26 protein-coding genes and 1 pseudogene are annotated in these 24,139 nt (G+C 71.4%); 20 read left to right on the plus strand and 7 right to left on the minus strand.

What is annotated here, in order from left to right:
* The 3 genes from AC07DS_RS05595 (at window position 1) to AC07DS_RS05605 (ending at window position 2,043) form a co-directional block, all read left to right on the plus strand.
* Window positions 1-1,260, plus strand: a complete 1,260-nt coding sequence (locus AC07DS_RS05595) for an alpha/beta fold hydrolase (RefSeq protein WP_479142950.1) — start codon at window positions 1-3, stop codon at window positions 1,258-1,260.
* Window positions 1,226-1,738, plus strand: coding sequence for a tRNA (adenosine(37)-N6)-threonylcarbamoyltransferase complex ATPase subunit type 1 TsaE (gene tsaE / locus AC07DS_RS05600; RefSeq protein ID WP_479142952.1), 513 nt, complete (start codon window positions 1,226-1,228; stop codon window positions 1,736-1,738). Before AC07DS_RS05595 ends, tsaE begins: the two co-directional genes overlap by 35 nt.
* 128 nt (window positions 1,739-1,866) lie before the next feature.
* The gene (locus AC07DS_RS05605; RefSeq protein WP_479142954.1) at window positions 1,867-2,043 is read left to right on the plus strand and encodes a hypothetical protein; all 177 of its coding nucleotides are present in this window, start codon (window positions 1,867-1,869) and stop codon (window positions 2,041-2,043) included.
* Window positions 2,044-2,049: 6 nt separating this feature from the next.
* On the opposite strand, the gene AC07DS_RS05610 is transcribed toward AC07DS_RS05605, so the two are convergent.
* Window positions 2,050-2,607, minus strand: a complete 558-nt coding sequence (locus tag AC07DS_RS05610; RefSeq protein WP_479142956.1) for a hypothetical protein — start codon at window positions 2,605-2,607, stop codon at window positions 2,050-2,052.
* Window positions 2,608-2,719: 112 nt separating this feature from the next.
* On the opposite strand from AC07DS_RS05610, the gene tsaB reads away from it, so the two are divergent.
* Genes tsaB through AC07DS_RS05630 form a run of 4 tightly spaced genes read left to right on the plus strand, consistent with a single transcriptional unit; the run spans window position 2,720 to window position 5,244 of the window.
* Window positions 2,720-3,376, plus strand: a complete 657-nt coding sequence (gene tsaB / locus AC07DS_RS05615) for a tRNA (adenosine(37)-N6)-threonylcarbamoyltransferase complex dimerization subunit type 1 TsaB (protein WP_385167627.1) — start codon at window positions 2,720-2,722, stop codon at window positions 3,374-3,376.
* Window positions 3,377-3,393: 17 nt separating this feature from the next.
* On the plus strand, window positions 3,394-3,888 hold the full coding sequence (gene rimI / locus AC07DS_RS05620) for a ribosomal protein S18-alanine N-acetyltransferase (RefSeq protein ID WP_479143547.1): 495 nt from the start codon (window positions 3,394-3,396) through the stop codon (window positions 3,886-3,888).
* Window positions 3,881-4,978, plus strand: a complete 1,098-nt coding sequence (gene tsaD / locus AC07DS_RS05625) for a tRNA (adenosine(37)-N6)-threonylcarbamoyltransferase complex transferase subunit TsaD (protein WP_479142958.1) — start codon at window positions 3,881-3,883, stop codon at window positions 4,976-4,978. Before rimI ends, tsaD begins: the two co-directional genes overlap by 8 nt.
* Window positions 4,975-5,244, plus strand: coding sequence for a hypothetical protein (locus AC07DS_RS05630; protein WP_479142960.1), 270 nt, complete (start codon window positions 4,975-4,977; stop codon window positions 5,242-5,244). Before tsaD ends, AC07DS_RS05630 begins: the two co-directional genes overlap by 4 nt.
* A gap of 186 nt (window positions 5,245-5,430) precedes the next feature.
* On the opposite strand, the gene AC07DS_RS05635 is transcribed toward AC07DS_RS05630, so the two are convergent.
* On the minus strand, window positions 5,431-6,300 hold the full coding sequence (locus AC07DS_RS05635; protein ID WP_479142961.1) for a COG4705 family protein: 870 nt from the start codon (window positions 6,298-6,300) through the stop codon (window positions 5,431-5,433).
* 284 nt (window positions 6,301-6,584) lie between these two features.
* Here AC07DS_RS05635 and AC07DS_RS05640 point away from each other — a divergent pair.
* The 5 genes and pseudogenes from AC07DS_RS05640 to AC07DS_RS05660 form a co-directional block, all read left to right on the plus strand.
* Window positions 6,585-6,971: pseudogene (locus AC07DS_RS05640) on the plus strand (substrate-binding domain-containing protein); the annotation flags it as partial.
* Between the two features lie 24 nt (window positions 6,972-6,995).
* On the plus strand, window positions 6,996-8,051 hold the full coding sequence (locus tag AC07DS_RS05645; protein WP_479142963.1) for an LCP family protein: 1,056 nt from the start codon (window positions 6,996-6,998) through the stop codon (window positions 8,049-8,051).
* Between the two features lie 97 nt (window positions 8,052-8,148).
* Window positions 8,149-9,522, plus strand: a complete 1,374-nt coding sequence (locus AC07DS_RS05650) for an FG-GAP-like repeat-containing protein (RefSeq protein ID WP_479142964.1) — start codon at window positions 8,149-8,151, stop codon at window positions 9,520-9,522.
* Window positions 9,523-9,651: 129 nt separating this feature from the next.
* A complete protein-coding gene (locus AC07DS_RS05655; RefSeq protein WP_336112844.1) occupies window positions 9,652-10,008 on the plus strand; it encodes a YciI family protein in 357 nt (118 codons plus the stop codon).
* A gap of 45 nt (window positions 10,009-10,053) precedes the next feature.
* Window positions 10,054-11,304 carry an RNA polymerase sigma factor gene (locus tag AC07DS_RS05660; RefSeq protein ID WP_479142966.1) on the plus strand — a complete coding sequence of 417 codons (1,251 nt, stop codon included), beginning with the start codon at window positions 10,054-10,056 and terminating at the stop codon, window positions 11,302-11,304.
* Window positions 11,305-11,345: 41 nt separating this feature from the next.
* Here AC07DS_RS05660 and AC07DS_RS05665 read toward each other — a convergent pair whose 3' ends face one another.
* Window positions 11,346-12,539 carry a class I SAM-dependent methyltransferase gene (locus AC07DS_RS05665; protein ID WP_479142967.1) on the minus strand — a complete coding sequence of 398 codons (1,194 nt, stop codon included), beginning with the start codon at window positions 12,537-12,539 and terminating at the stop codon, window positions 11,346-11,348.
* Window positions 12,540-12,629: 90 nt separating this feature from the next.
* Between AC07DS_RS05665 and AC07DS_RS05670 the strand changes: the two genes are divergently transcribed.
* The 4 genes from AC07DS_RS05670 to groL all read left to right on the plus strand — a co-directional run bounded on the left by AC07DS_RS05670 (window position 12,630) and on the right by groL (window position 16,702).
* Complete coding sequence (locus tag AC07DS_RS05670) at window positions 12,630-13,541, plus strand: polysaccharide deacetylase family protein (protein WP_479142969.1); 912 nt, start codon at window positions 12,630-12,632, stop codon at window positions 13,539-13,541.
* Window positions 13,538-14,383: a polysaccharide deacetylase family protein gene (locus tag AC07DS_RS05675; protein ID WP_479142971.1), complete on the plus strand. Its 846-nt coding sequence runs from the start codon at window positions 13,538-13,540 to the stop codon at window positions 14,381-14,383. Before AC07DS_RS05670 ends, AC07DS_RS05675 begins: the two co-directional genes overlap by 4 nt.
* A 267-nt stretch (window positions 14,384-14,650) precedes the next feature.
* Window positions 14,651-14,959: a co-chaperone GroES gene (groES, locus tag AC07DS_RS05680; protein ID WP_057584642.1), complete on the plus strand. Its 309-nt coding sequence runs from the start codon at window positions 14,651-14,653 to the stop codon at window positions 14,957-14,959.
* Between the two features lie 120 nt (window positions 14,960-15,079).
* The gene (gene groL / locus AC07DS_RS05685) at window positions 15,080-16,702 is read left to right on the plus strand and encodes a chaperonin GroEL (protein WP_479142972.1); all 1,623 of its coding nucleotides are present in this window, start codon (window positions 15,080-15,082) and stop codon (window positions 16,700-16,702) included.
* Between the two features lie 73 nt (window positions 16,703-16,775).
* Here the strand turns inward: groL and AC07DS_RS05690 are convergent, their stop codons facing one another.
* The 3 genes from AC07DS_RS05690 to AC07DS_RS05700 all read right to left on the minus strand — a co-directional run bounded on the left by AC07DS_RS05690 (window position 16,776) and on the right by AC07DS_RS05700 (window position 19,052).
* Window positions 16,776-17,483 carry an ester cyclase gene (locus tag AC07DS_RS05690; RefSeq protein WP_479142973.1) on the minus strand — a complete coding sequence of 236 codons (708 nt, stop codon included), beginning with the start codon at window positions 17,481-17,483 and terminating at the stop codon, window positions 16,776-16,778.
* A 74-nt stretch (window positions 17,484-17,557) separates the two neighbouring features.
* Window positions 17,558-18,331, minus strand: coding sequence for an SDR family NAD(P)-dependent oxidoreductase (locus AC07DS_RS05695; protein WP_479142974.1), 774 nt, complete (start codon window positions 18,329-18,331; stop codon window positions 17,558-17,560).
* A 52-nt stretch (window positions 18,332-18,383) separates the two neighbouring features.
* The gene (locus tag AC07DS_RS05700) at window positions 18,384-19,052 is read right to left on the minus strand and encodes an MOSC domain-containing protein (RefSeq protein ID WP_479142976.1); all 669 of its coding nucleotides are present in this window, start codon (window positions 19,050-19,052) and stop codon (window positions 18,384-18,386) included.
* A gap of 81 nt (window positions 19,053-19,133) precedes the next feature.
* Here AC07DS_RS05700 and AC07DS_RS05705 point away from each other — a divergent pair, with 81 nt between their 5' ends.
* The gene (locus tag AC07DS_RS05705; RefSeq protein WP_479142978.1) at window positions 19,134-20,033 is read left to right on the plus strand and encodes a LysR family transcriptional regulator; all 900 of its coding nucleotides are present in this window, start codon (window positions 19,134-19,136) and stop codon (window positions 20,031-20,033) included.
* 98 nt (window positions 20,034-20,131) lie between these two features.
* Here the strand turns inward: AC07DS_RS05705 and AC07DS_RS05710 are convergent, their stop codons facing one another.
* Window positions 20,132-20,461 (minus strand): WhiB family transcriptional regulator, encoded by a 330-nt coding sequence (locus tag AC07DS_RS05710; protein ID WP_145879553.1) that lies wholly within the window; start codon window positions 20,459-20,461, stop codon window positions 20,132-20,134.
* Window positions 20,462-20,842: 381 nt separating this feature from the next.
* Here AC07DS_RS05710 and AC07DS_RS05715 point away from each other — a divergent pair, with 381 nt between their 5' ends.
* The 3 genes from AC07DS_RS05715 (at window position 20,843) to guaB (ending at window position 24,086) form a co-directional block, all read left to right on the plus strand.
* Window positions 20,843-21,454 (plus strand): response regulator transcription factor, encoded by a 612-nt coding sequence (locus AC07DS_RS05715; RefSeq protein ID WP_003948568.1) that lies wholly within the window; start codon window positions 20,843-20,845, stop codon window positions 21,452-21,454.
* A 374-nt stretch (window positions 21,455-21,828) separates the two neighbouring features.
* Window positions 21,829-22,416 carry a sigma-70 family RNA polymerase sigma factor gene (locus tag AC07DS_RS05720; protein ID WP_479142981.1) on the plus strand — a complete coding sequence of 196 codons (588 nt, stop codon included), beginning with the start codon at window positions 21,829-21,831 and terminating at the stop codon, window positions 22,414-22,416.
* Between the two features lie 164 nt (window positions 22,417-22,580).
* Window positions 22,581-24,086, plus strand: coding sequence for an IMP dehydrogenase (gene guaB / locus AC07DS_RS05725; RefSeq protein WP_479142983.1), 1,506 nt, complete (start codon window positions 22,581-22,583; stop codon window positions 24,084-24,086).
* Window positions 24,087-24,139: the final 53 nt, after the last annotated feature.

A 24,139-nucleotide genomic window follows, 5' to 3' on the forward strand; every position in this document is an offset into this window, starting at 1 on the left:
GTGAGCGAGAGCAGTGCGGAGGCCGTGGCGGACATCGTCGCCTCGGCGGCCGCCGCCTCCGCCGCGGAGGCGGCCGGCAGCTGGCGCAGGGCGACCGGCATCGCCGGTGCCGCGATAGGCGTGCTCGCCGCGGGCGCGGCCGCCGGTGTCGCCATCGAGCGGATGACCGTGGGCCGCGGGATGCGGCGCAAGGCACGGCTGGCGCTGGACTCGGCGGGCCCCTACGGCGCCCTGCGCGGCACCCCGGGCAAGGCGTACGCCGACGACGGCACCGAGCTTTACTACGAGGTCGACGACGTCGAACCCGACCCCGGCCCGAACGTCTCCCCGCGCCGCCGCCGGCTCTTCGGCCGCAAGGCACCCGCCCCGGTCACCGTCGTCTTCAGCCACGGCTACTGCCTCAACCAGGACTCCTGGCACTTCCAGCGCGCGGCCCTGCGCGGGGTCGTGCGCACCGTGCACTGGGACCAGCGCAGCCACGGGCGGTCCGGGCGGGGCGTCGTCCAGACCCAGGACGGCGTGCCCGTCGCCATCGAGCAGCTCGGCCGGGATCTGAAGGCGGTCCTGGACGCGGCCGTGCCGAACGGGCCGATCGTGCTGGTCGGCCACTCCATGGGCGGGATGACGATCATGGCGCTGGCCGACCAGTTCCCGGAGCTGATCCGGGACCGGGTGGTCGCCACCGCCTTCGTCGGCACGTCGTCCGGGCGGCTCGGCGAGGTCAACTTCGGGCTGCCCCTGGCCGGCGTCAACGCGGTGCGCCGGATCCTCCCCGGAGTGCTGAAGGCGCTCGGCCAGCAGGCGGAGCTGGTGGAGAAGGGCCGCCGGGCCACCGCCGACCTGTTCGCCGGGATCATCAAGCGGTACTCGTTCGCGACCCGGGACGTCGACCCGGCCGTCGAGCGGTTCGCCGAGCGGATGATCGAGTCCACGCCGATCGACGTGGTCGCCGAGTTCTATCCGGCCTTCACCGACCACGACAAGACCGAGGCGCTCGGCTGCTTCCGGGACTTCCCGGTGCTGGTACTGGCCGGAGTGCGGGACCTCGTCACGCCCAGCGAGCACAGCGAGGCCATCGCCGACCTGCTGCCGGAGGCCGAGCTGGTGCTCGTGCCGGACGCCGGGCACCTGGTCATGCTGGAACACCCGGAAGTGGTCACCGACCGGCTCGCCGACCTGCTCACCCGCGCGGGTGCCGTGCCCGCAGGGGCTACCGTAAGTGGCTATGGAAGCACCAGCAGCACCGCACAACCCCGCTGAGACCCGGCTGACCATCACCTCCCCCGAGCAGATGCGGGAGCTGGGCCGCCGGCTGGCCAAGCTGCTGCGCGCGGGCGACCTGGTGATGCTCACCGGGGAGCTGGGTGCGGGCAAGACGACGCTGACCCGAGGGCTCGGCGAGGGGCTGGGGGTCCGTGGCGCGGTCACCTCGCCGACCTTCGTGATCGCCCGGGTGCACCCCTCCCTCGGCGACGGCCCGCCGCTCGTCCACGTCGACGCCTACCGGCTCGGCGGCGGCCTCGACGAGATGGAGGACCTGGACCTCGACGTCTCGCTGACCGACTCGGTGATCGTCGTGGAGTGGGGCGAGGGCAAGGTCGAGGACCTGACCGAGGACCGGTTGCAGGTCGTCATCCACCGGGCCGTCGGTGACACCACGGACGAGGTACGGCACGTGACGCTGAGCGGGCTCGGCCGGCGATGGGCCGAGGCCGGTCTGGACGCGCTCGCCGCCTGATCCGCCGTACTTTCCGACAAGCCGTCGGCAACGTGTTGCGCCGGACGTCCCGGGCGTGGTCACATGGTAGCCAGCCCGTAGTTAGGTGTGCCTAACTACGCCCCGCCCCCGCACGTCAGGAGGCGTCCATGCCCGCTTCTCGACCCACCGCGCAGCCGGCCGAGCCGGTCGCGGTCTCCGCGGTGTCCATGCGTGACCTGCTGGCGTCGTGCGCGGCCGCCGACGCGGTCTCCAGACCACCGCGCCGGCCGGAGCCCGAGAAGACCGACCGGGACCGGGAGCAGGGGCACCGCCGGGCCGCGTAGTCGCCGCTAGCGGATGACGACGACCGGTACGCCGATCGTCGCGAACTTCCACATCGCGTCGCCGTCCTCGCGCCGCTCCCGGATGCCCCCCGTCTTCACGCCGTCGGTGGTCATGCCCACGCTGCTGCCCACCGCCGCGCTGAAGCCGATCACCACGCCGTCCACGCTGGTGAAGCGCACCACGTGCTCGATCGGCGCGCCGTCCGTGCCGGTGACCGCGTTGGAGCGGGACGTGACCCAGTACCTGCCCACCGGCGGGTCGACGGCGCCCGGGTGCACCCCGAAGCCGCGCTGCACCACGTTCCGCTCGTCGACCAGCCAGACCCGGTCGTCGTCCACCGAGTACACGACCCGTTCACCCGTACCGGAGTCGCCCGGCAGGGCGCCCGGGTTGCGCAGGTCGCGCGGTGCCTTGCTGGCGCTGACCGAGGGCGACGCGCCCGCGCCGGCCACGCCGCCGAGGCCCGCCGGTACGGTCGCCTGGGCCTGGTAGGCGAGGAAGCCGACGGTGCCCACGGCGGCCGCGGTGAGGCCGGCCACGATCCCCGAGCTGGTCCCTGCCACGTCCGCCACCTCTGCCTCGCGTCATATGTCGTACTTCGTACAGACCGTAGCAGTCGGTCACCGTCTGCCCCGGACGGCCATGCACGAGCCGCGGGCGCCGTAGGCTGTTCGCGTGCTCTTGCTCGCTCTGGATACCGCCACGCCCGCCGTCACCGTCGCACTGCACGACGGGACGGACGTCATCGCGTCGTCGAGTCAGGTGGACGCGCGCCGGCACGGGGAGCTGCTGCTGCCGGCCGTCGACCGTGTGCTCGCCGAGGCGGGGCTCAAACTGGAGGCCGTCACCGGGGTCGTCGTCGGCACCGGCCCCGGCCCCTACACCGGCCTGCGCGTAGGCCTGATGACGGCCGACACCTTCGGCCTCGCGCTCGGTGTCCCCGTGTACGGCCTGTGCACGCTGGACGCGCTGGCCTACGCCGCCGACATCGAGAAGGGCCCCTTCGTCGTGGCGACCGACGCCCGGCGCAAGGAGGTCTACTGGGCGAAGTACGCCGACTCCCGCACCCGCCTGACCGGCCCGGCCGTCGACCGTCCCGCCGACATCGCCGAGCAGGTCGCCGGACTCCCCGCGGTCGGCGCGGGCGCGCTGCTCTACCCCGACACGTTCCCGAGCGCCCATGAGCCCGAGCACGTGTCCGCCGCCGCCCTCGCCTCACTGGCCGCCGAGCAGCTGGCCGCGGGCGAGGAGATCCCGGCCCCGCGCCCGCTGTACCTGCGCCGCCCCGACGCGCAGGTCCCCAAGAACTACAAGGTGGTCACGCCCAAGTGACCGCACAATTGCGCGAGATGCGCTGGTGGGACATCGACCCGGTCCTCGAGCTGGAGAAGGATCTCTTCCCCGAGGACGCCTGGTCCCGCGGCATGTTCTGGTCCGAGCTGGCCCACTCCCGGGGTGACGAGGCGACCCGGTGCTACCTCGTGGCCGAGGACGCCGGCCGCATCGTCGGCTACGCGGGCCTGGCCTCCTCCGGCGAGCTGGCGGACGTCCAGACCATCGCGGTGGCCCGCGACCAGCAGGGCACCGGGCTCGGCGCCCGCCTGCTCACCGAGCTGCTGAAGGCCGCCACCACGTTCGAGTGTTCCGAGGTCATGCTCGAGTGCCGGGTCGACAACGTCCGCGCCCAGAAGCTGTACGAGCGCTTCGGCTTCGAGCCCATCGGCTTCAGACGCGGCTACTACCAGCCGGGCAACGTCGACGCCCTGGTGATGCGCCTGACCACGGAATCCGGCAGCTCCGCCACGGGTTCCCCCTCCGTACGAGAAACCGAGACCAATGACTGACGAACCTCTCGTCCTCGGCATCGAGACCTCCTGCGACGAGACCGGCGTCGGCATCGTCCGCGGCACCACCCTGCTGGCCGACGCAATCGCCTCCAGTGTCGACGAGCACGCCCGCTTCGGCGGTGTCGTCCCCGAGGTGGCGTCCCGGGCCCACCTGGAGGCGATGGTCCCGACCATCGACCGCGCCCTGAAGGAGGCCGGCGTCAGCGCCAAGGACCTCGACGGCATCGCGGTCACCGCCGGGCCCGGTCTCGCCGGCGCCCTGCTGGTCGGCGTCTCGGCCGCCAAGGCGTACGCCTACGCGCTCGGCAAGCCCCTCTACGGCGTCAACCACCTCGCCTCCCACATCTGCGTGGACCAGCTGGAGCACGGCCCGCTGCCCGAGCCGACCATGGCCCTGCTGGTGTCCGGCGGCCACTCCTCCCTGCTGCTGTCCGAGGACATCACCTCCGACGTCCGCCCGATGGGCTCGACCATCGACGACGCGGCCGGCGAGGCCTTCGACAAGATCGCCCGCGTGCTCGATCTGGGCTTCCCCGGCGGCCCGGTCATCGACCGCTACGCCCGCGAGGGCGACCCGGAGGCGATCGCCTTCCCGCGCGGCCTGACCGGCCCGCGCGACCCCGCCTACGACTTCTCCTTCTCCGGCCTGAAGACGGCCGTGGCCCGCTGGATCGAGGCCAGGCGCGCGGCCGGCGAGGAGGTCCCGGTCCGTGACGTGGCCGCCTCCTTCCAGGAGGCCGTGGTGGACGTCCTCACCCGCAAGGCCGTCCGCGCCTGCAAGGACGAGGGCGTCGACCACCTGATGATCGGCGGCGGCGTCGCCGCCAACTCCCGTCTGCGCGCCCTCGCCCAGGAGCGCTGCGAGGCCGCCGGTATCCGGCTGCGCGTCCCGCGCCCCAAGCTGTGCACGGACAACGGCGCGATGGTCGCGGCCCTCGGCGCCGAGATGGTCGCCCGCAACCGGGCCGCCTCCGACTGGGACCTGTCCGCCGACTCCTCCCTGCCGGTGACGGACCCGCACGTCCCGGGCCACGCGCACGACCACGACCATGTGCACGAGGTCAGCAAGGAGAACCTGTACTCGTGACGGTCGCCCTGATGTGGGAGGCCCGGGCCGCCGAGGGCCGGGGCGGGGAACTGCTCGCCTGGGCACGGGAACAGCGGCTCGCCCCCGCGCCGGTGCGGCGCGAGACCTTCCGCGCCCCGCAGGACCGGGTGTTGGTCATCACGTGGTGGGACGCGCCGTACGACGCCCCGCTGCCCGAACTCCCCGAGCCGGAAGCGGAGTTGGTGACCCGGGCGGTGCACCGGTGGCGGTTCGAGTCGGTGGACGGGGAGCGCCCGGACCGCTGAGTGGCGCACGGGCCCGTTCACCCGCTATGATCATCACACGCGAACGGCCGGAACACCGGCCCGGACGCAGTGCGTTGGTGGTCCAAGGAAAGACGCCCCGCTTCCTGCGGGGAAATGCAGGTGCAAGGCCTGCCCGGCGCTCCATGAAAACCCCGCCCCCGGTTCTCCGGGGGCGGGGTTTTTTCGTTACCGGCGGCCGGCCCTCGCGCGGCTGACCGCCTCCGCCTCCGGGCCTTCGGGCCGGTCCGTCCCGGCCCGCCGCTCCTGCAGCTGTGCGTACGCCATCAGGCCGAGCAGGAGTGCGAGCAGCACCGCCGACGAACCGACCGTCCCCAGGTCCAGACCGCCCTTGGCGACGGGCTTGGTCAGGAAGTCGCCGGCCGTGGCGCCCAGCGGGCGGGTCAGGACGAAGGCGATCCAGAAGAGCAGGACGTTCGGGACGGCCGGCACCTTCATCAGCGCGACCAGGACCAGCAGCACACCGGTCACCAGCGCGGCACCGCCCAGGTAGCCGAGGCCCGAGCTGTCGGAGAGGAAGTCGCCCATCGAGGTGCCGAGCGTGTTGGAGACGAGGATGGCCGCCCAGAACAGGGCCTCGCCCCGGAAGGAGACGATCTCGGTGATCTGGAAGGTCATCCCGCTCAGTTTCCAGGCGAGGAAGATCGCCAGGAGGATCGAGACCAGGATCGCCGCGCCCTCCGGATAGCCGAGGCCGAGGCCCTGCGGGCCCCAGCCCAGCTTCGTGGCGCCGCCCGAGAGGTACTTGGCGCTGGCGTCCCGGTTCATGAAGTCGGACATCGTGGTGCCGGCCATGGAGGTCGACAGGATCACGGTCCAGTAGAAGAACGGGTTGTAGTGGGAGGAGCGCAGCTGGATCACCAGCGTCACCACGAAGACCAGGAACAGGGCGATGGTGGTGAGGAAGTAGCCGAGCTTCAGCGTCTGCGCGAACAGGTCGCCGGCCGTCTCGCCCAGGGTCGTCGCGGCGATCTTCATGATCCAGAACGCCAGCGTTACCTCGGGCAGTTTCTTCATCACGGATTTCGTGGTCGTCAAGGGTGCTCCTGCCAGGGGGGATCAACTTCGGCCCGACCCCGCCGGGCGCAACTCGAACCGATTCCGAACGCCCGTGTCAGAGGTCTTGCGGAACCGGGTTCTCTGTGGTCCCGCTGCGGCTGAATACGTCCCCCCGGCCCCTTCCGCTCAATCGGTTCCCGCGGACACCTCCACCTCGCAGCGCAACCGCCGATCCGCCCCCACCACCCGCACGGGTCCCGTCAGCCGCAGCGCGGCCGTGTGCCGCACCTCCGCGCTCGACGGTCCCAGCCGCAGCTCCAGAGACCGGCGACTTCCACCACGACTCCGGCCACCGCCTGGGCCTGGAGCTGCTGCGCGGCCCCGGCCGGCCCACCGCGGTCTTCGCGGGCAACGACCTGCAGGCGCTCGGTCTGTACGAGGCCGCGCGCGAGCTGGGGCTGCGCATCCGGGAGGGCCTGAGCGTGGTCGGCTTCGACGATCTGCCGGTGGCCCGCTGGGTGGGCCCGCCGCTGACGACCGTACGGCAGCCGCTGACCGAGATGGCCGAGGCCGCGGCCGGGCCGGTGCCGGAACTGGGCCGCGCCGAGGACGAGCGGGCCGCTCCGGCCGCTGCCGTCGGCCTGCTCGCCGCGGTCATGAGAATTTCCCAAGAAAAGCGATTCTCATGGCTTCCGCTAACAGTCTGCTAATAATTCGGACTTACGTTCCTGCCCGTGACGCGACACGAGGAGCAGGGCGACGCGGGCGGACGGGTGGGCCGGCGGCCGAGAGCGCTGAAGGCCGTCGGCCTCACTCTGGCGGGATTCCTGGTGCTGGGCGTGGCCACGGCCGGCTACGCGTACTGGCACCTCAACAACAACATCAAGAGCGTCGACATCAACAGCGCGCTCGGCGACAACCGCCCGGCAAAGGCGGTGGTCACCCCGGCCGCGACCGCCTCGGCCGCCGCCTCCCCGCTGCCCACCGAGGCACTGAACGTCCTGGTCCTCGGCTCCGACTCGCGCAGCGGCGAGGCCAACCGGGAACTGGGCGGCGGCGACAGCTCCGGCGCCCGCTCCGACACGGCGATGGTCGTGCACATCGACGCCGGCCGCACGAAGGCGACCGTCGTCAGCATCCCGCGCGACACCCTCGTCACCCGCCCGTCCTGCCCGCTGTCCTCCGGCGGCTCCACGGCGGTGGCGTACGACGCGATGTTCAACAGCGCCTACTCGGTGGGCGGTCCGGTGTGCGCGGTCAAGACCGTCGAGTCGATCACCGGCGTCCGCATGGACCACTACGTCGAGATCGACTTCTCCGGCTTCGCCAGGCTGGTGGACGCGCTCGGCGGGGTCACGGTCACCACCGCCCAGGACATCGACGACGACAGGAGCCATCTGCACCTCGCCGCCGGCACCCACCACCTGAACGGCACCCGGGCCCTGGCCCTCGCGCGCACCCGGCACGGCATAGGCGACGGCAGCGACCTCGGCCGCATAGGCCTGCAGCAGAAGCTGGTGAAGGCCCTGCTGGAGCAGATGGCCGCCACCGACCTTCTCACCGACCCGGCCAAGCTCTACCAGGCCGCCGACGCGGTCACCGCCGGCCTCACCACCGACACCGGCCTGGACTCGCTGGGCGAGCTGACGAAGCTCGGCCAGAGTCTGAAGGGCCTCACCGCCGACCGGGTGAAGACGGTGATGATGCCGGTCGTCACGGCACCCTCCGACGCCAACCGGGTGGTGGCGAAGGAACCGGCGGCGAGCGAACTGTGGACCTCGCTGCGCTGAGCAGCACCACAGGCTGCCTGGCGGAGCAGCACAACCATCGCTGTGACCCGAGAGTCTCCTGCGGTGATCTGGTCACCGTACACATGGGGGTTTTCCGGTGTTCTCGTTGCGTTCGCACGCCCGTTGGGCGCTTCCGCTGACCCTGGGCCTCACCGCCCTCGGGGTCGCCGTACCGCAGGCGTCCGCGACGCGCCCGGCCGCGCCCGTCCGCGACGACTTCAACGGCGACGGGTACGCGGACCTGGTCGTCGGCGCCCCGCGCGCCACGGTCGGCGGCCAGTCCGGGGCGGGCTACGTGGCCGTGATGTACGGCGGTCCGCACGGCCTGTCCACCACCCACCGCACGATCATCAGCCGTGCCACGACCGGAGTCCCGGGCAGCCCGGCCAAGAACCAGCGCTTCGGCCTCCAGGTCTCCAAGGGCGACCTGGACGGCGACGGCCACGCCGACCTCGTCATCGGCACGGGTTCCGCGTCGGCCGACGCGGTCGTGGTCTGGGGCGGCCCGCACGGCCTGTCCGGCGGCACGTCGATCCCCGCAACCGACACCCAGACCGGCGACTTCGACGGCGACGGACGCCTCGACCTCGCCGCGTTCCGCACCGGCTTCGCCACCGGCGACGACCCGCACGGCACCACCGCGACCCTCTGGAAGGGCCCGCTCAAGCGCTCCGGCACCCCGGCCGCCAGGACCCCGCTCGACCCCGACCACCTCAAGTGGATCGACATCCACGACGGCGGCACCGGCGACGTCAACGGCGACGGCCGTGCCGACCTGCTGCTGACCGGCTACTGCGGCGACGGCAGCCACTGCAGCCGCCTCTACCTGAGCGGTCCGTCCGGCCTCACCCCCGTCACCGGCGGGTACCCGGGAGGCGACGGGGCGGCCGCGCTCGGCGACGTCAACGGCGACGGCCACGCCGACCTGGTCAGCGGATTCGCGGACGACGAGCGGATCTCCGTGGCCTACGGCTCGCCCTCCGGCCTCGGCGGCCAGGACACCTGGCAGTCGTACTCGCAGGACACCCCCGGCGTCCCGGGCGCCACGGAGCCGAGCGACCGGTTCGGCACCTCCCTCTCCGTGGGCGACATCACCGGTGACGGCATCGACGACGTGGCCGTCGGCGCGCCCGGCGAGAACGACGGCGAGGGCGTGGTCGACGTGCTGCGCGGCAGCGGCTCGGGCCTGACCGGCACCGGCGCGCAGGTCTTCGGCCAGAACACCAAGGGCGTCCCCGGCGCCGCCGAGCGCAACGACTCCTTCGGCGCCACGGTCGCCCTGCTCGACACCGGCCGCGACGGCCACGCCGACCTCGCCGCCACCGCACTGTTCGAGGACGCGGGCAACGGCGCGGTCACGGTCCTGCAGGGCCGTACCACCGGCCTGGTCACGGACGGGGCCCTCGCCTTCGGCGGCAGGGGGGTCGGGGCTCCGTACACGAAGGCGGCGTTCGGAGCCGAGCTGAAGTAGCGGGGCCGCACGCCCGCGGAAAAGATTTCTTCGAGGAATTTCCGAGAGCGTGTCGATCCAGGTGTCTCCCGATCGACGCATGGGTGAGCGGCGGGGACGGACCCCGCCGCACCGACCGAAGGAGTCACCATGCCCCGCTACCTGTCGATCGTGCACATCGACGAGTCCTCCGCCCCCGCCGAGGGCCCCAGCGAGGAGCTGATGCAGCGGATGGGCCAGCTGATCGAGGAGGTCACCAAGGCCGGGGTCATGCTCGACACCGCCGGCCTGACCCCCTCCGCCCAGGGCACCACCGTGCGCTGGACGGGCGGGAAGATCTCCGTCACCGACGGGCCCTTCACCGAGTCGAAGGAGGTCATCGGCGGCTACGCGATCATGCAGTGCAAGGACAAGGCCGAGGCCCTGGAGTGGGCCAAGCGGTTCCTGCAGGTCCACGAGGACTACTGGACCGTCAGCTGCGAGGTCCGGGAGATCGCGGAGGGCTGAGCCTTTCTTGGCCTCGGGCCGCCCGGGGGTGTTGCATGGTGGGCTGTGGAAGCACAGCCCACCGCGGCGCACGCGATCGAGACCGTCTTCAGGCTGGAGTCCCCGAGGGTCGTCGCCGGCGTGGCGCGCATCGTGCGGGACGTCGGCATCGCCGAGGAACTGGCGCAGGACGCGCTGGTCGCGGCGCTGGAGCGATGGCCCCGGGACGGCGTGCCCGACAACCCCGGCGCCTGGCTCATGGCCACCGCCCGGCACCGCGCCGTCGACCTGGTCCGGCGCCGTGAGACCTACGCCCGCAAGCTCGCCGAGATGGGCCGGGACCTGGAGACCACGGCACCGCCGGAGGAACCCGCCGACCCCGAGGACATCGACGACGACCTGCTGCGGCTCGTCTTCACCACCTGTCACCCGGTGCTGTCCACGGGGGCCCGCACCGCGCTGACCCTGCGGCTGCTCGGCGGCCTGACCACCGCCGAGATCGCCCGGGCCCACCTCGTCCCCGAGCCGACGGTCGCCCAGCGCATCGTCCGCGCCAAGCGCACCCTGGCCACGAAGAACGTCGCCTTCGAGGTGCCGTACGGCCCCGACCGCGAGGCCCGCCTCGGCTCCGTCCTCGACGTCATCTACCTGATCTTCAACGAGGGGTACGCGGCCACCACCGGGGACGACCTGCTGCGCCCCGGGCTGTGCGAGGACGCCCTCCGGCTGGCCCGTGTGCTCTGCGCCCTGATGCCCAAGGAGCCCGAGGTGCACGCCCTGACCTCGCTCCTGGAGTTCCAGGCCTCCCGCACCGCCGCCCGCACCCGCCCCGACGGCACCCCGGTGCTGCTGAAGGACCAGAACCGCCGTCGCTGGAACCGCATGCTCATCGCCCGCGGCATCCGGGCCCTCGGCCGCGCCGAGGCCGCCGGTGCCCCCGGCCCCTACGCCCTCCAGGCCGCCATCGCCGCCTGCCACGCGCACGCGTACACCTACGAGGAGACCGACTGGCGGACCATCGCCACCCTGTACGGTCTGCTCGCGGCCCGCGCCCCGTCCCCGGTCGTCGAGCTGAACCGCGCCGTCGCCGTGGCGATGGCCGAGGGCCCGGCCGAGGGGCTGAAGCTGGTCGACGCCCTGACCGCCGAACCCTCCCTGCGCGACTACCACCTGCTGCCCAGCGTGCGCGGTGACCTGCTGGCACGGCTCGGGCGCACCGCCGAGGCCCACGAGGAGTTCGTGCGCGCGGCGGGGCTGGCGCGCAACGAGCGGGAGCGCGCGCTGCTGATGGGCAGGGCGGCGGAGTGCCTCTCGTAACTCTGTTCCCATCCGTACTGGCGACCCGCACCTGGAGCCGCTCAGGACGCTCCACCGGCAGTAGCCGGTGACTGCGCGGGGGCGCCGATCAGCATGGTCGGGGCCCCCGCGACCCGGGTGAGGAACACCGTTGCCGAGCCCGGCCCCTGCGGCTTGACCTTCCTGCGCAGCTCCTCCGGCTCCACCGCCGACCCCCGCTTCTTCACGGTCAGCGTGCCGACCTCCCGCTCCCGCAGCAGAGCCTTCAACTTCTTGACGTTGAAGGGGAGCCGGTCGGTGATCTCGTAGGCCGAGGCGTACGGCGTCGGGTGCAGTTCATCGGAGGTGACGTACGCGATGGTCTCGTCGACCAGGCCGCCGCCGACCTCCTCGGCCATCTCCGCGACCAGATGGGCGCGGATGACGGCGCCGTCGGGTTCGTACAGGTACCGCCCGACGGGGCGCACCCGGGGATCGGGCAGACCCCGGCCGAGGAGTGCGCGCGGGCCCGGCAGCAACGTGGCCCGAACGGCCCCCGGCGCTCCGGTGCCGAACCACAGCACCGCTTCCTTCACGTCCCCGCCGTCCGAGATCCACTCGGCCTCGGCCTCGGCGGGAATCGCCTCGTGCGGGATGCCCGGGGCGATCTTCAGGGCGGCGCGGGGCGCCCCGAGGGCCGTGGCGACCGCCCAGGACAGGGGTGGGGAGTACGCCTCCGGGTCGAAGATCCTGCCCCGCCCGCCCCTGCGCGCCGGGTCCACGAAGACGGCGTCGTAGCCGGCCGTGTCCACCTCCGTGACGTCCGCCTCCCGGACCTCGATCAGCCCGGCGAGCCCAAGCGCCTCGGCGTTCGCCCGTGCCGTGTCCGCCGTCCGCGGATCCCGGTCCACGGCCAGCACCCGGATCCCGGCCCGGGCCAGCGCGATCGCGTCGCCGCCGATCCCGCAGCACAGGTCGGCGACCGAGGTCACGCCCAGTTCCCGCATGCGGCCCGCCCGGTACGCCGCCACGCTCGCCCGGGTCGACTGCTCGACCCCGTTCGGCGTGAAGAACATCCGCCGCGCGTCCTCGGCTCCGAACTTCGCCACGGCCCGCTGCCGCAGCCGGGCCTGCCCCAGTGCCGCCGACACCAGCTCGGCGGGGTGTTCGCGGCGCAGCCGGGTGGCCACGGCCAGCTCCTGTGCTGGGTCGGTGTCGCGCACCTCGTCGAGGAGGGCGCGGCCTTCGGAGGTGAGGAGAAGGGCGAGGTCGTTCACCGGGTCATTGTGGGCCAGTCGGTGGATGGTGCGCCTCCGGCAGCGGTGTCGGACCGGGGCGGGGGCCCGGGGCTGGAAGGATCCGACACCATGCGAGTAGTAGTACAAAATGACAAAAGTCGGGCACTGATCCCGAAGGTCGCCCTTCGCTGCGCGGCAGCCGCGCTGGCCTCCACCGCCCTCGTTTCCGGCTGTTCCGCCCCGGGTTCGGACTCCGCCGCCCGGAGCGCCCCCGGCCACGGCGGCCCGGCGGACCAGCAGGCCCGCCTCGCCGCCGAACACGCCCGCCTGGTCGCCTCCGCCCGGCACTGGAACCTCGACACGGTCCCCCTGAGACCCCCGGCGCCACCGGCTGTGAAACCGAAGATCACCGCGCGCGCGGGCTTCGAGGTGGACGGCCAGGAGGAGGAGAACCTCCCCCCGGTCTTCACCACCGTCCCCACCCGGCGGAAGGTCGTCTTCCTCACCATCGACGACGGCGCCGAGAAGGACCCGGCGTTCCTGCGCATGATGAGCGACCTGAAGATCCCCTACACGGCCTTCCTCAGCAACTACCTGGTCAAGGACGACTACGGGTACTTCCGCCGGATGCAGTCCGAGGGCCACACCCTCAACAACCACACCCTCACCCACCCCTATCTGCCCGGACTGTCCTACGAGGAGCAGAAGGACGAGATCTGCGGCATGCAGGCCGTCATGAAGCGGCAGTTCGGAAAGGCGCCGACCGTCTTCCGCCCGCCCTACGGCAACTACAACGGCGACACCCTGCGCGCCGCCAAGTCCTGCGGGATCAAGTACGCGCCGATCTGGGACGAGGAGGTCTTCGTCGACCACTGGGAGTACCGCGAGGACGACAGGAATCTGCACCCCGGCGACATCGTGCTCACCCACTTCCGCGGCCGCAGCGACTGGGACGGCACGATGGTCGACGACATGCGCCGGTTCCTGAACAAGGTCACGCGCGAGGGGTACGCCGTGGCGCGCCTGGAGGACTACCTGTGAGGAACCGGGGGCGACCGGGGCGCGGCCCGGGAGGAGTCCGGTCGGGGCTGGCCGCCGTCCTCGCGTCGGCCCTCCTCCTCGCGGGCTGCGCACAGTCGGTCGACCCCATCGAACGCCTCGGCAAACGGGCGGCCCAGGGCGTACGGAAGCCCAGCCCGGCCGTCGGTCAGGCGTACCGCCGCTGGGGCCTGGCCGCCCCGCTCGCCACGCCGCCCCACCACCGGGTCCGCCCCCTGACGGCCCACGGGGCGGGCGCCTCCCCGCCCCGCGTCGTGGACCACGTCGCCACCACCGACAAGGTCGTCTTCCTCACCTACGACGACGGCGCCGAGCGCGATCCGCGCTTCGTCGACATGGTCCGCGACCTCGGACTGCCGGCCAGCTTCTTCCTCACCGACAGCGTCGTCGGCCCCGGCTACGGCCACTTCGCCCGCCTGCGTGCGGTCGGCGCCGACATCGAGAACCACACCCTCGACCACCCGGCGATGCCCGGACTGCCCTACGCCGGCCAGCGCGCCGAGATCTGCGGCCAGCAGGACAAACTCAAGTCCCGCTTCGGCATCCGCCCCCACCTCTTCCGTCCGCCCTACGGCACGTACGACGCCACGACGCTGCGCGCCGCCGGTGACTGCGGCATCTCCACCCTCGTCCTGTGGCGCGCTGCCATGACCTCCGACGGCATCGCCTACACGCGCGGAGAACACGACCTGCGCCCGGGCGACATCGTCCTCGTCGGCCCCGACGAGGCCACGGGCCCCGCGCTCAAGGAACGCACGGCACGCCTGCTGCGGCGGGTCCAGTCACGAGGGCTGACGGTCGGGCGCCTCGAGGACTACCTGTAGCCGTGCCTTCCGGTGCCGGCCGGCACCGGCGGCCCGTCCGGCGTTCGAGGACGAGGCCGTTCAGGCCGTCAAACGGCCGACGCGCCGCACGGCATTGGCACTCCGCTTGACCGAGTGCTAATCGCGGTCATAGTCTCGGCTCTGGCACTCCCCCCTGGAGAGTGCCAACGCGCGACGGGCAGGTCCGGCACCCGCGACGACGGATCGACCTGGTCGCCACCTCAGACAGTTAAACCCCGTGAGATCTCCGAAGGGGGAGGTCGGATCGTGACGACCACCAGCTCCAAGGTTGCCATCAAGCCGCTCGAGGACCGCATCGTGGTCCAGCCGCTCGACGCCGAGCAGACCACCGCCTCTGGCCTGGTCATCCCGGACACCGCGAAGGAGAAGCCCCAGGAGGGCGCCGTCCTCGCCGTGGGCCCGGGTCGCTTCGAGAACGGCGAGCGCCTTCCGCTCGACGTCAAGGTCGGCGACGTCGTCCTGTACAGCAAGTACGGCGGCACCGAGGTGAAGTACAACGGCGAGGAGTTCCTCGTCCTCTCGGCTCGCGACGTTCTCGCGATCATCGAGAAGTAATCGCCTCGAGCACTCAGTTGCTTCCGACTGCGCCCCTGGCCCCCGCGACCACATAAGAAGCCGGGCGCCCGGGGCGCAGTTCTTTTTCACCCACAGATTTCCGAGAGGGCTGCCGCTGTCATGGCGAAGATCCTGAAGTTCGACGAGGACGCCCGTCGCGCCCTCGAGCGCGGCGTCAACAAGCTGGCCGACACGGTGAAGGTGACGATCGGCCCCAAGGGTCGCAACGTCGTCATCGACAAGAAGTTCGGCGCTCCCACCATCACCAACGACGGTGTCACGATCGCCCGCGAGGTCGAGGTCGAGGACCCGTACGAGAACCTCGGTGCCCAGCTGGTGAAGGAGGTGGCGACCAAGACCAACGACATCGCGGGTGACGGTACGACCACCGCCACCGTGCTGGCCCAGGCGCTGGTCCGCGAGGGCCTGAAGAACGTCGCCGCCGGTGCCTCCCCGGCCGCCCTCAAGAAGGGCATCGACGCGGCCGTCGCCGCCGTCTCCGAGGACCTGCTCGCGTCGGCCCGCCCGATCGAGGAGAAGTCCGACATCGCCGCCGTCGCCGCGCTGTCCGCCCAGGACCAGCAGGTCGGCGAGCTCATCGCCGAGGCGATGGACAAGGTCGGCAAGGACGGTGTCATCACCGTCGAGGAGTCCAACACCTTCGGTCTGGAGCTGGACTTCACCGAGGGCATGGCCTTCGACAAGGGCTACCTGTCGCCGTACTTCGTGACGGACCAGGAGCGCATGGAGGCGGTCCTCGAGGACCCGTACATCCTCATCAACCAGGGCAAGGTCACCTCGATCCAGGACCTGCTGCCGCTGCTGGAGAAGGTCATCCAGGCGGGTGCCTCCAAGCCGCTGCTGATCATCGCCGAGGACGTCGAGGGCGAGGCCCTGTCGACCCTGGTCGTCAACAAGATCCGTGGCACCTTCAACGCCGTCGCCGTGAAGGCCCCCGGCTTCGGCGACCGCCGCAAGGCGATGCTGCAGGACATGGCCGTCCTCACCGGCGCCACGGTCATCTCCGAGGAGGTCGGCCTCAAGCTCGACCAGGCCGGTCTGGACGTGCTGGGCTCCGCCCGCCGCGTGACGGTCACCAAGGACGACACCACCATCGTCGACGGTGCCGGCAACTCCGAGGACGTCGTCGGCCGGGTCAACCAGATCAAGGCCGAGATCGAGAACACCGACTCCGACTGGGACCGCGAGAAGCTCCAGGAGCGCCTCGCGAAGCTGGCCGGCGGCGTGTGCGTCATCAAGGTCGGCGCCGCCACCGAGGTGGAGCTGAAGGAGAAGAAGCACCGTCTGGAGGACGCCATCTCCGCGACCCGCGCCGCGGTCGAGGAGGGCATCGTCTCCGGTGGTGGCTCCGCGCTGGTCCACGCCGTCAAGGTGCTCGAGGGCAACCTCGGCAAGGACGGCGACGAGGCCACGGGTGTCTCGGTCGTCCGCCGCGCCGCCGTCGAGCCGCTGCGCTGGATCGCCGAGAACGCCGGCCTCGAGGGCTACGTCATCGTCTCCAAGGTGGCGGAGCTGGAGAAGGGCAACGGCTACAACGCCGCCTCCGGCGAGTACGGCGACCTGGTCAAGGCCGGCGTCATCGACCCGGTCAAGGTCACCCGCTCCGCCCTGGAGAACGCCGCTTCCATCGCCTCCCTGCTGCTCACGACCGAGACCCTGGTCGTCGAGAAGAAGGAAGAGGAGCCGGCCGAGGCGGGCCACGGCCACGGCCACGCCCACTGAGGCACCTCAGCACCGAGGCCCGGCACCCCGGGGGGGTGCCGGGCCTTCGCCGTGCGCCCCGCTGCCGTGCGCCCTACTTCTCCAGCTCGTCCAGCGCGCCCAACTGCCCCAGCAGCCCCAGCCGGTCGTACTGCCACCAGGACTCGCAGATCTTGCCGTCGTGGTCGAACCGGAAGACGGTCGTACCGGTCATCGACACCTGCCGGCCGGTGTTGGGCAGACCCATGAACTCGCCCGTCTGGATGCCGTTCCAGCTCCAGCGGGTGCAGACCCGGTCCGACTGGGTGATCTGGTCCTCGACCGTGAACGTGAAGTTGAAGGCGTTCCGCCACATCTCGATCTCACGCCGCATGTTGTCCAGCCCCAGCTGGTCCTGCTCGTTGGCCGGATCGTGGTCGTGGTAATGCTCCGCGATCAGATCGTTCAGCGCGGGCAACGGCCCCTGTATCGCGACGGTGTCGAAGAACCGGCGCGCCTGGGCCGCGTACAACGGCTCGTCGCGCACGACGTCCAGGTCCGTGAACGTGGGCATCTCGTCGCACAGGGCGACCAGATCCCGGAAGATCCGGTCGGTCTCCGGCAGGTTCGAGTTCCGCATCGCCTCCTCGTACGAGGGGAACTCCACGATCTCGATGACGTGCGACGCGTCCGAGCGGTCCTTGCCGACCACCGCATGCGTCGCGGTCCGCTTCCCCTTGGTCTGTTCGACCCACTGGTCCATCAGCCGGTTCATCTCGTCGATCCGGCTGGTCCTGCAGTCGATGAGCTGTACGAACGTCATGGCGCCGCCTCCCGGCCCCCTGGGTCCGGATCCGTCAGGCCCATTTTCCCACCGGAACGCGGACGCCACCCGTCCTACTGAGGCCCGTACTTGCGCCCCGTCCTCGAGCTGATGCCGCCCATCAGCCCGCGCGGGGCGACCTTCACCAGGCCCATCAGCGCCTTGTACCGGGGGTCCGGGATGGACAGGGTCTTCCCGCGCGCGAGGTCGGCCAGGGCCGCCGCGACCAGCTTGTCCGCGTCCAGCCACATCCAGCCCGGGATGTTGTCCGTGCCCATCCCGGCCCGCTGGTGGAACTCGGTGCGCACGAAGCCGGGGCACAGCGCCATCAGCCGCACGCCGCTGCCCGCCAGGTCCTTCGCCGCGCCCTGGGTGAACTGCACGACCCAGGCCTTCGACGCGCCGTAGGTGCCCCGGGGCACGAAGGCCGCCACCGAGGCGACGTTCACCACGCCGCCGCGGCCGCGCTCGCGCATCGCCTCGGACGCCGCCGACGTCAGCCGCAGCACCGCCTCGCAGTGCACCTTGAGCATCTTCAGCTCGTCGGCCATGGACACTTCGAGATAGCGGCCCTTGTTGCCGAAGCCGGCGTTGTTGACCAGCAGGTCGACCGGGTTCTTCCGGTCGCTCAGCCGCTCGGCCACCGCCTCGATGCCCTTGTCCTCGGCGAGGTCGGCGCTCAGCACCTCCGCCTCGATGCCGTGCCGGTCGTGCAGCTCGGTCGCCTGCTCGCGCAGCCGTCCGGCGTCCCGGGCCACCAGGACGAGGTCATGCCCGTCAGCCGCCAGCCGCCGCGCGAACGCGGCACCGATTCCCGCGGTCGATCCCGTAATCAGAGCCGTTGTCATGGCCCAAGGGTAGTGACCCGGAGCGACGGCGTCCGCTGACCGTGACGGCCCCTCAGCGGCCCTGTCCGGCGACGTACTTGCGAGCCGCGGCCAGCGTCTCGGGGTGCAGCGCCTCGCCCGCCACGAGCAGCTGCGGCAGCAGCTCCCGCTCGGTGGTGACGGCGCGGAACTGCATCGCCGCCGTCACCGTGTGGTCCGGCCGGTGCACGATCTCGATCGGATCGCCCGCCCGGATCTCACCCGGTTCGATCACCCTCAGGTAGGCACCCGTCGCGCCCTTCCGGGTGAACCTCTTCACCCAGCCCCGCTCGCCCAGATGGCCCTGGAACGTCCGGCACGGAATCCGCCCCGACGTCACCTCCAGCACCACCTCGGACCCGATCCGCCAGCGCTCGCCGATCAGCGCCCCGGACACGTCCAGGCCCTCCGTCGTGAGGTTCTCGCCGAAGCAGCCATTGGCCAACGATCTGTCCAGCGCTCGCTCCCAGTCGTCGAGGTCCTCGCGCGCGAAGGCGTACACCGCTTGGTCGTAGCCGCCGTGGTGGCGCAGCTCGCACACCGCGTCCCCGGCCAGTCCGCTCCCGCCGACGCCCTTGGGCCCCGGAGCCGCCACTCTTACCGGCCCGTCCGCCGGCCGCTTGTCGATGCCGGTCACACCCTCCGCCTGGTCCGTGTACGGCACCGGCGTCGGGCGGCCCAGATTGACCGAGAGAAGCTTCATGCTTCGCACGGTACGGGACCGCACCCCAAAGCGTCGACGCAGTATGAGGCGCCATGTCCAAGCCAGGCTTATGCTCGGGGGGTGATCGAGGCCCGTCATCTCCGCGTCCTGCGTGCAGTCGCCACCACCGGTTCCTTCTCGGCGGCCGGGCGCGAGCTGGGCTGCACCCAGCCCGCCGTCAGCCAGCAGATGAAGGCTCTGGAGTCCTCGGTCGGCACCCCGCTGCTGGTCCGCAGCGGCCGCGAGATGCGTCTGACCCAGGCCGGCGAGGCCCTCGTCCGGCACGCCTCCGGAATCCTCGCCGGGCTCACCGCGGCCGAGGAGGAGGTCGCCGCGATCGCGGGCCTGAGGGCCGGCCGGGTCCGGCTGGTCTCCTTCCCGAGCGGCAGCTCCACCCTGGTCCCCACCGCCCTGGCCGCCCTGCGCGCCGCCCACCCCGGCACCCGCGTCTCGCTGGAGGAGGCCGAGCCCCCCAAGTCCGTCGAGCTGCTGCGCGAGGGCGACTGCGACCTGGCGCTCGCCTTCCGCTACGAGGGAGCGGCGGTCGCCGAGGAGTGGGACGACCTCGTCGTACGGCCCCTGCTGGCCGACCGTCTGGTCGCCCTGGTGCCCGAACGGCACCGGCTCGCGCGCGCGGAGTCCGTCGCCATCGGGGAGCTGGCCCGGGAGCCCTGGATCGCGGGGTGTCCGCGCTGTCGCGGCCAGCTGGTGGAGGTGTGCGAGAGCGCGGGCTTCACACCCCGCATCGACTTCGCGACCGACGACTATCCGGCGGTGGTCGGCCTGGTCGGCGCGGGCCTCGGCGTCGCCGTACTGCCGCAGCTCGCGGTGGATTCGGTGCGGCCCCGGGGCGTGCGTACGGTGGCGCTGGAACCCGCGGTACGGCGGCAGATCGTCGCTCTCACCCTGCCCGACCTGGCACAGGTGCAGGCCGTGGCGGCGACGCTCGAGCAGCTCGCCCGGTCGGCCGGGCGGCGGTGACGCCGGTCGGCCGGGGTCTCCGGATGAGGGGCGGCCTCTGAAGGATCACGGGCACGCATGCGCGTGCCCGCGTGCCGAGTTATCGCAGAAACGTTCCTTCATGCGTGCGGTGCGGAGCCCCCGCTGGTCGTCGATGCCGACACCAGCCGGTTGCGCGCCCGCCCCATCAACTCCTCGCGCTCGTCCTCGGTCAGGCCGCCCCAGACGCCGTACGGCTCGCGCACCGCCAGTGCGTGCGCCGCGCACTCCGCACGGACCGGGCACCTCATGCAGACCTCCTTGGCCGAGTTCTCGCGAGCGCTCCGAGCCGCCCCGCGCTCGCCCTCCGGGTGGAAGAAGAGCGAGCTGTCCACCCCGCGGCAGGCAGCGAGCAACTGCCAGTCCCACAGGTCCGCGTTCGGTCCGGGAAGGCGGGAGAAATCTGCCATTACGTGACCCCTTGTAGCCGTTCTGGGCGGATACGGTGCCATCGACCGTACATCTCCGGTCTAAGGAGATGAAAATATGACTCATTGCGAATCTAGCTCCAGACACTGAGAAACGGGAGCAAAAACGGCTAAATGGGGCATAGGTTGTGATGAAAACTTGAGGGTCTGTTGGGCATGTCTGCACCGTGTCGGTGCCCTCACGTAGAGTGCCGAAGACGGCACGCAGCCCCGTAACTCTTTCGAGTGACCGTCGTTGAGAGTGCGGAGGCGGTTGAAAACACAAGCGCTCGGGCAGGCGTCCGAGACGGTCGACCGCACAGGTGACGATTCCGTACCAGCCTGGAGGCTCAAGGTGACGCGCATCAGCTGCGGAGGGCGGTCATGACATCCGTCCTCGTCTGCGACGACTCCCCGCTTGCCCGAGAGGCGCTCCGCCGCGCGGTCGCGACCGTGCCCGGCGTCGAGCGTGTGACGACGGCGGCCAACGGCGAGGAAGTCCTCCGCCGCTGGGGCGCCGACCGCTCCGACCTCATCCTGATGGATGTACGCATGCCCGGCCTGGGCGGCGTCGAGACCGTGCGCCGGCTGCTGTCCGCCGACCCGGGCGCGCGCATCATCATGCTCACCGTCGCCGAGGACCTGGACGGAGTGGCCCTGGCGGTCGCCGCCGGCGCCCGTGGCTACCTGCACAAGGACGCCTCGCGCGCGGAGCTGCGGGCCACGGTCACCCAGGCCCTCGCCGACCCGACCTGGCGTCTCGCCCCGCGTCGCCTCCGTTCGGCCGAGATGGGCGCCGCGCCCACCCTCACCGCGCGTGAGATCCAGGTGCTGGAGGGGATGAGCCACGGCCGCTCGAACGCCGAGATCGGCCGCGAGCTGTTCCTCTCCGAGGACACGGTCAAGACCCACGCCCGTCGGCTCTTCAAGAAGCTCGGCGCCTCGGACCGCGCCCACGCGGTGGCCCTGGGCTTCCGCTGGGGTCTGGTCCGCTAGACCCCGGCCGGATGAGCCGGCCGCGGGCACTCGCCTCCGGCCCGGCTCACCCTCGGGTGTGGGTGTGGTCGGCGGCGAGTGGTGGATCCGTCTCACCCGGAATTCGCGGGCACCTGTCTGACCTGCCGCTTTGCTCTGTGTCCATGGGGGCGGATCCGCCACTCACGCCCTTGCGGGGGGCCGGTGCAGAGCGTGCGGTGCTCGTTTCGGCGCGGATGCCGCATCCTTGAGATGTGGAGTCTCTCGGGGACGAGTCGGTCGAGCGGAAGGGGAGGGCGCAGGGGATGAGTGCCGGCGCACCTGCTCATAACGCTTCGGTGCACAACCACGAACACGATGCGACGGACCGGACGGCCGCAAGGCACCATGGACCGATGCGCGACGACGAGGCGGGCACGGCCCAAGGGGCGATCGGTGCGCTCGTGCATCGTGCCGTCGACGGGGACGAGCAGGCCACGCACGATCTGCTCGCCCATGTGCACCCCCTGGCCCTGCGCTACTGCCGCACCCGGCTGTCCCGGCTGCCCGGCGACGCACGCCACTTCGTGGAGGACCTCGCCCAGGAGGTCTGTGTCGCCGTCCTCCTCGCGCTGCCGCGCTACCGCGACACCGGCCGCCCCTTCGAGGCCTTCGTCTTCGCCATCGCCTCGCACAAGGTCGCCGACCTCCAGCGCGCCGCGATGCGCCACCCGGGCTCCACGGCCGTCCCCTCCGACGAGATGCCGGAACGCCCCGACGACTCCCTGGGCCCCGAGGAGCGCGCCCTGCTCAGCAGCGACGCCGAGTGGGCCAAAAAGCTGATGGCCAATCTCCCGGAGAACCAGCGGGAGCTGCTCCTGCTGCGTATCGCCGTGGGCTTGACCGCGGAGGAGACGGGGCAGATGTTGGGAATGTCACCCGGCGCCGTGCGGGTGGCCCAGCATCGGGCGCTGAGCAGGCTGCGCGCGCTTGCCGAGCAGTAACTGCCCTGGGTGGAGCCTCCGTAGCTCCCTTCTTTGAACAGGCCTGCGTTCGTTTCCGTACGAACATACGAAGCCTGAAGTCATCCCGGACCGTGGAATTTGCTAGCCGTGCTTCCCGTTAGCATGGACATCCGCACCGATCAAGGCCATTTGGGGAAGGTGTCATGACTGCAAACGTCGACGGAGTGCCCGGTAAATTCGCGACACTCGGGCTGACCTACGACGACGTGCTGCTGCTGCCGGGCGCATCCGAGGTGCTCCCCAACGCGGTCGACACCTCGTCCCGCATCTCCCGCAATGTCCGGGTCAACATCCCGCTGCTGTCGGCGGCGATGGACAAGGTGACCGAGTCCCGCATGGCGATCGCGATGGCCCGGCTGGGCGGCGTCGGCGTGCTGCACCGCAACCTCTCCGTCGAGGACCAGGTCAACCAGGTCGACCTGGTGAAGCGGTCCGAGTCCGGCATGGTCACCGACCCGATCACGGTGCACCCGGAGGCCACGCTCGCCGAGGCCGACGCCCTGTGCGCCAAGTTCCGCATCAGTGGTGTCCCGGTCACCGACCCGGCCGGCAAGCTGCTGGGCATCGTCACCAACCGCGACATGGCCTTCGAGAGCGACCGCACGCGCCAGGTGCGCGAGGTCATGACCCCGATGCCGCTGGTCACCGGCAAGGTCGGCATCTCCGGGCCCGAGGCCATGGAGCTGCTGCGCAAGCACAAGATCGAGAAGCTGCCGCTGGTCGACGGTGAGGGCGTCCTCAAGGGCCTGATCACGGTCAAGGACTTCGTCAAGGCCGAGAAGTACCCCAACGCCGCCAAGGACGCCGAGGGCCGTCTGCTCGTCGGTGCCGCCGTCGGTGCCAGCCCCGAGGCGCTGGAGCGCGCCCAGGCGCTCGCCGAGGCCGGTGCGGACTTCCTGGTCGTCGACACCTCGCACGGCCACAACAGCAACGCCCTCGCCTGGATGGCGAAGATCAAGTCCAGCGTGAACGTCGACGTGATCGGCGGCAACGTCGCCACCCGCGACGGCGCCCAGGCGCTCATCGACGCCGGTGTCGACGGCATCAAGGTGGGTGTCGGCCCGGGCTCGATCTGCACCACCCGCGTGGTCGCCGGCATCGGCGTCCCGCAGGTCACCGCCATCTACGAGGCCTCCCTCGCCGCCCGTCCGGCGGGCATCCCGCTGATCGGTGACGGCGGTCTGCAGTACTCCGGCGACATCGGCAAGGCGCTCGCCGCCGGTGCGGACACGGTCATGCTGGGCAGCCTCCTCGCCGGCTGTGAGGAGTCGCCGGGCGAGCTGATGTTCATCAACGGCAAGCAGTTCAAGTCGTACCGCGGCATGGGCTCGCTGGGCGCCATGCAGTCCCGCGGCCAGGGCAAGTCGTACTCGAAGGACCGCTACTTCCAGGCCGAGGTGTCCTCCGACGAGAAGCTCGTGCCCGAGGGCGTCGAGGGCCAGGTGCCCTACCGCGGCCCGCTCTCCAACGTGCTGCACCAGCTCGTCGGCGGTCTGCGCCAGACCATGGGCTACGTGGGCGCCGCCACCATCGAGGAGATGGAGTCCAAGGGCCGCTTCGTGCGGATCACCTCGGCGGGCCTCAAGGAGAGCCACCCGCACGACATCCAGATGACGGTCGAGGCGCCGAACTACAGCAGGCAGAAGTGACGCACGCGCACGCGTGAGGGCCGTACAGGCCGTGCAAGGGCGGTCCCGGAGCA

It is taken from the genome of Streptomyces sp. NPDC044064 (genome assembly GCF_056434245.1).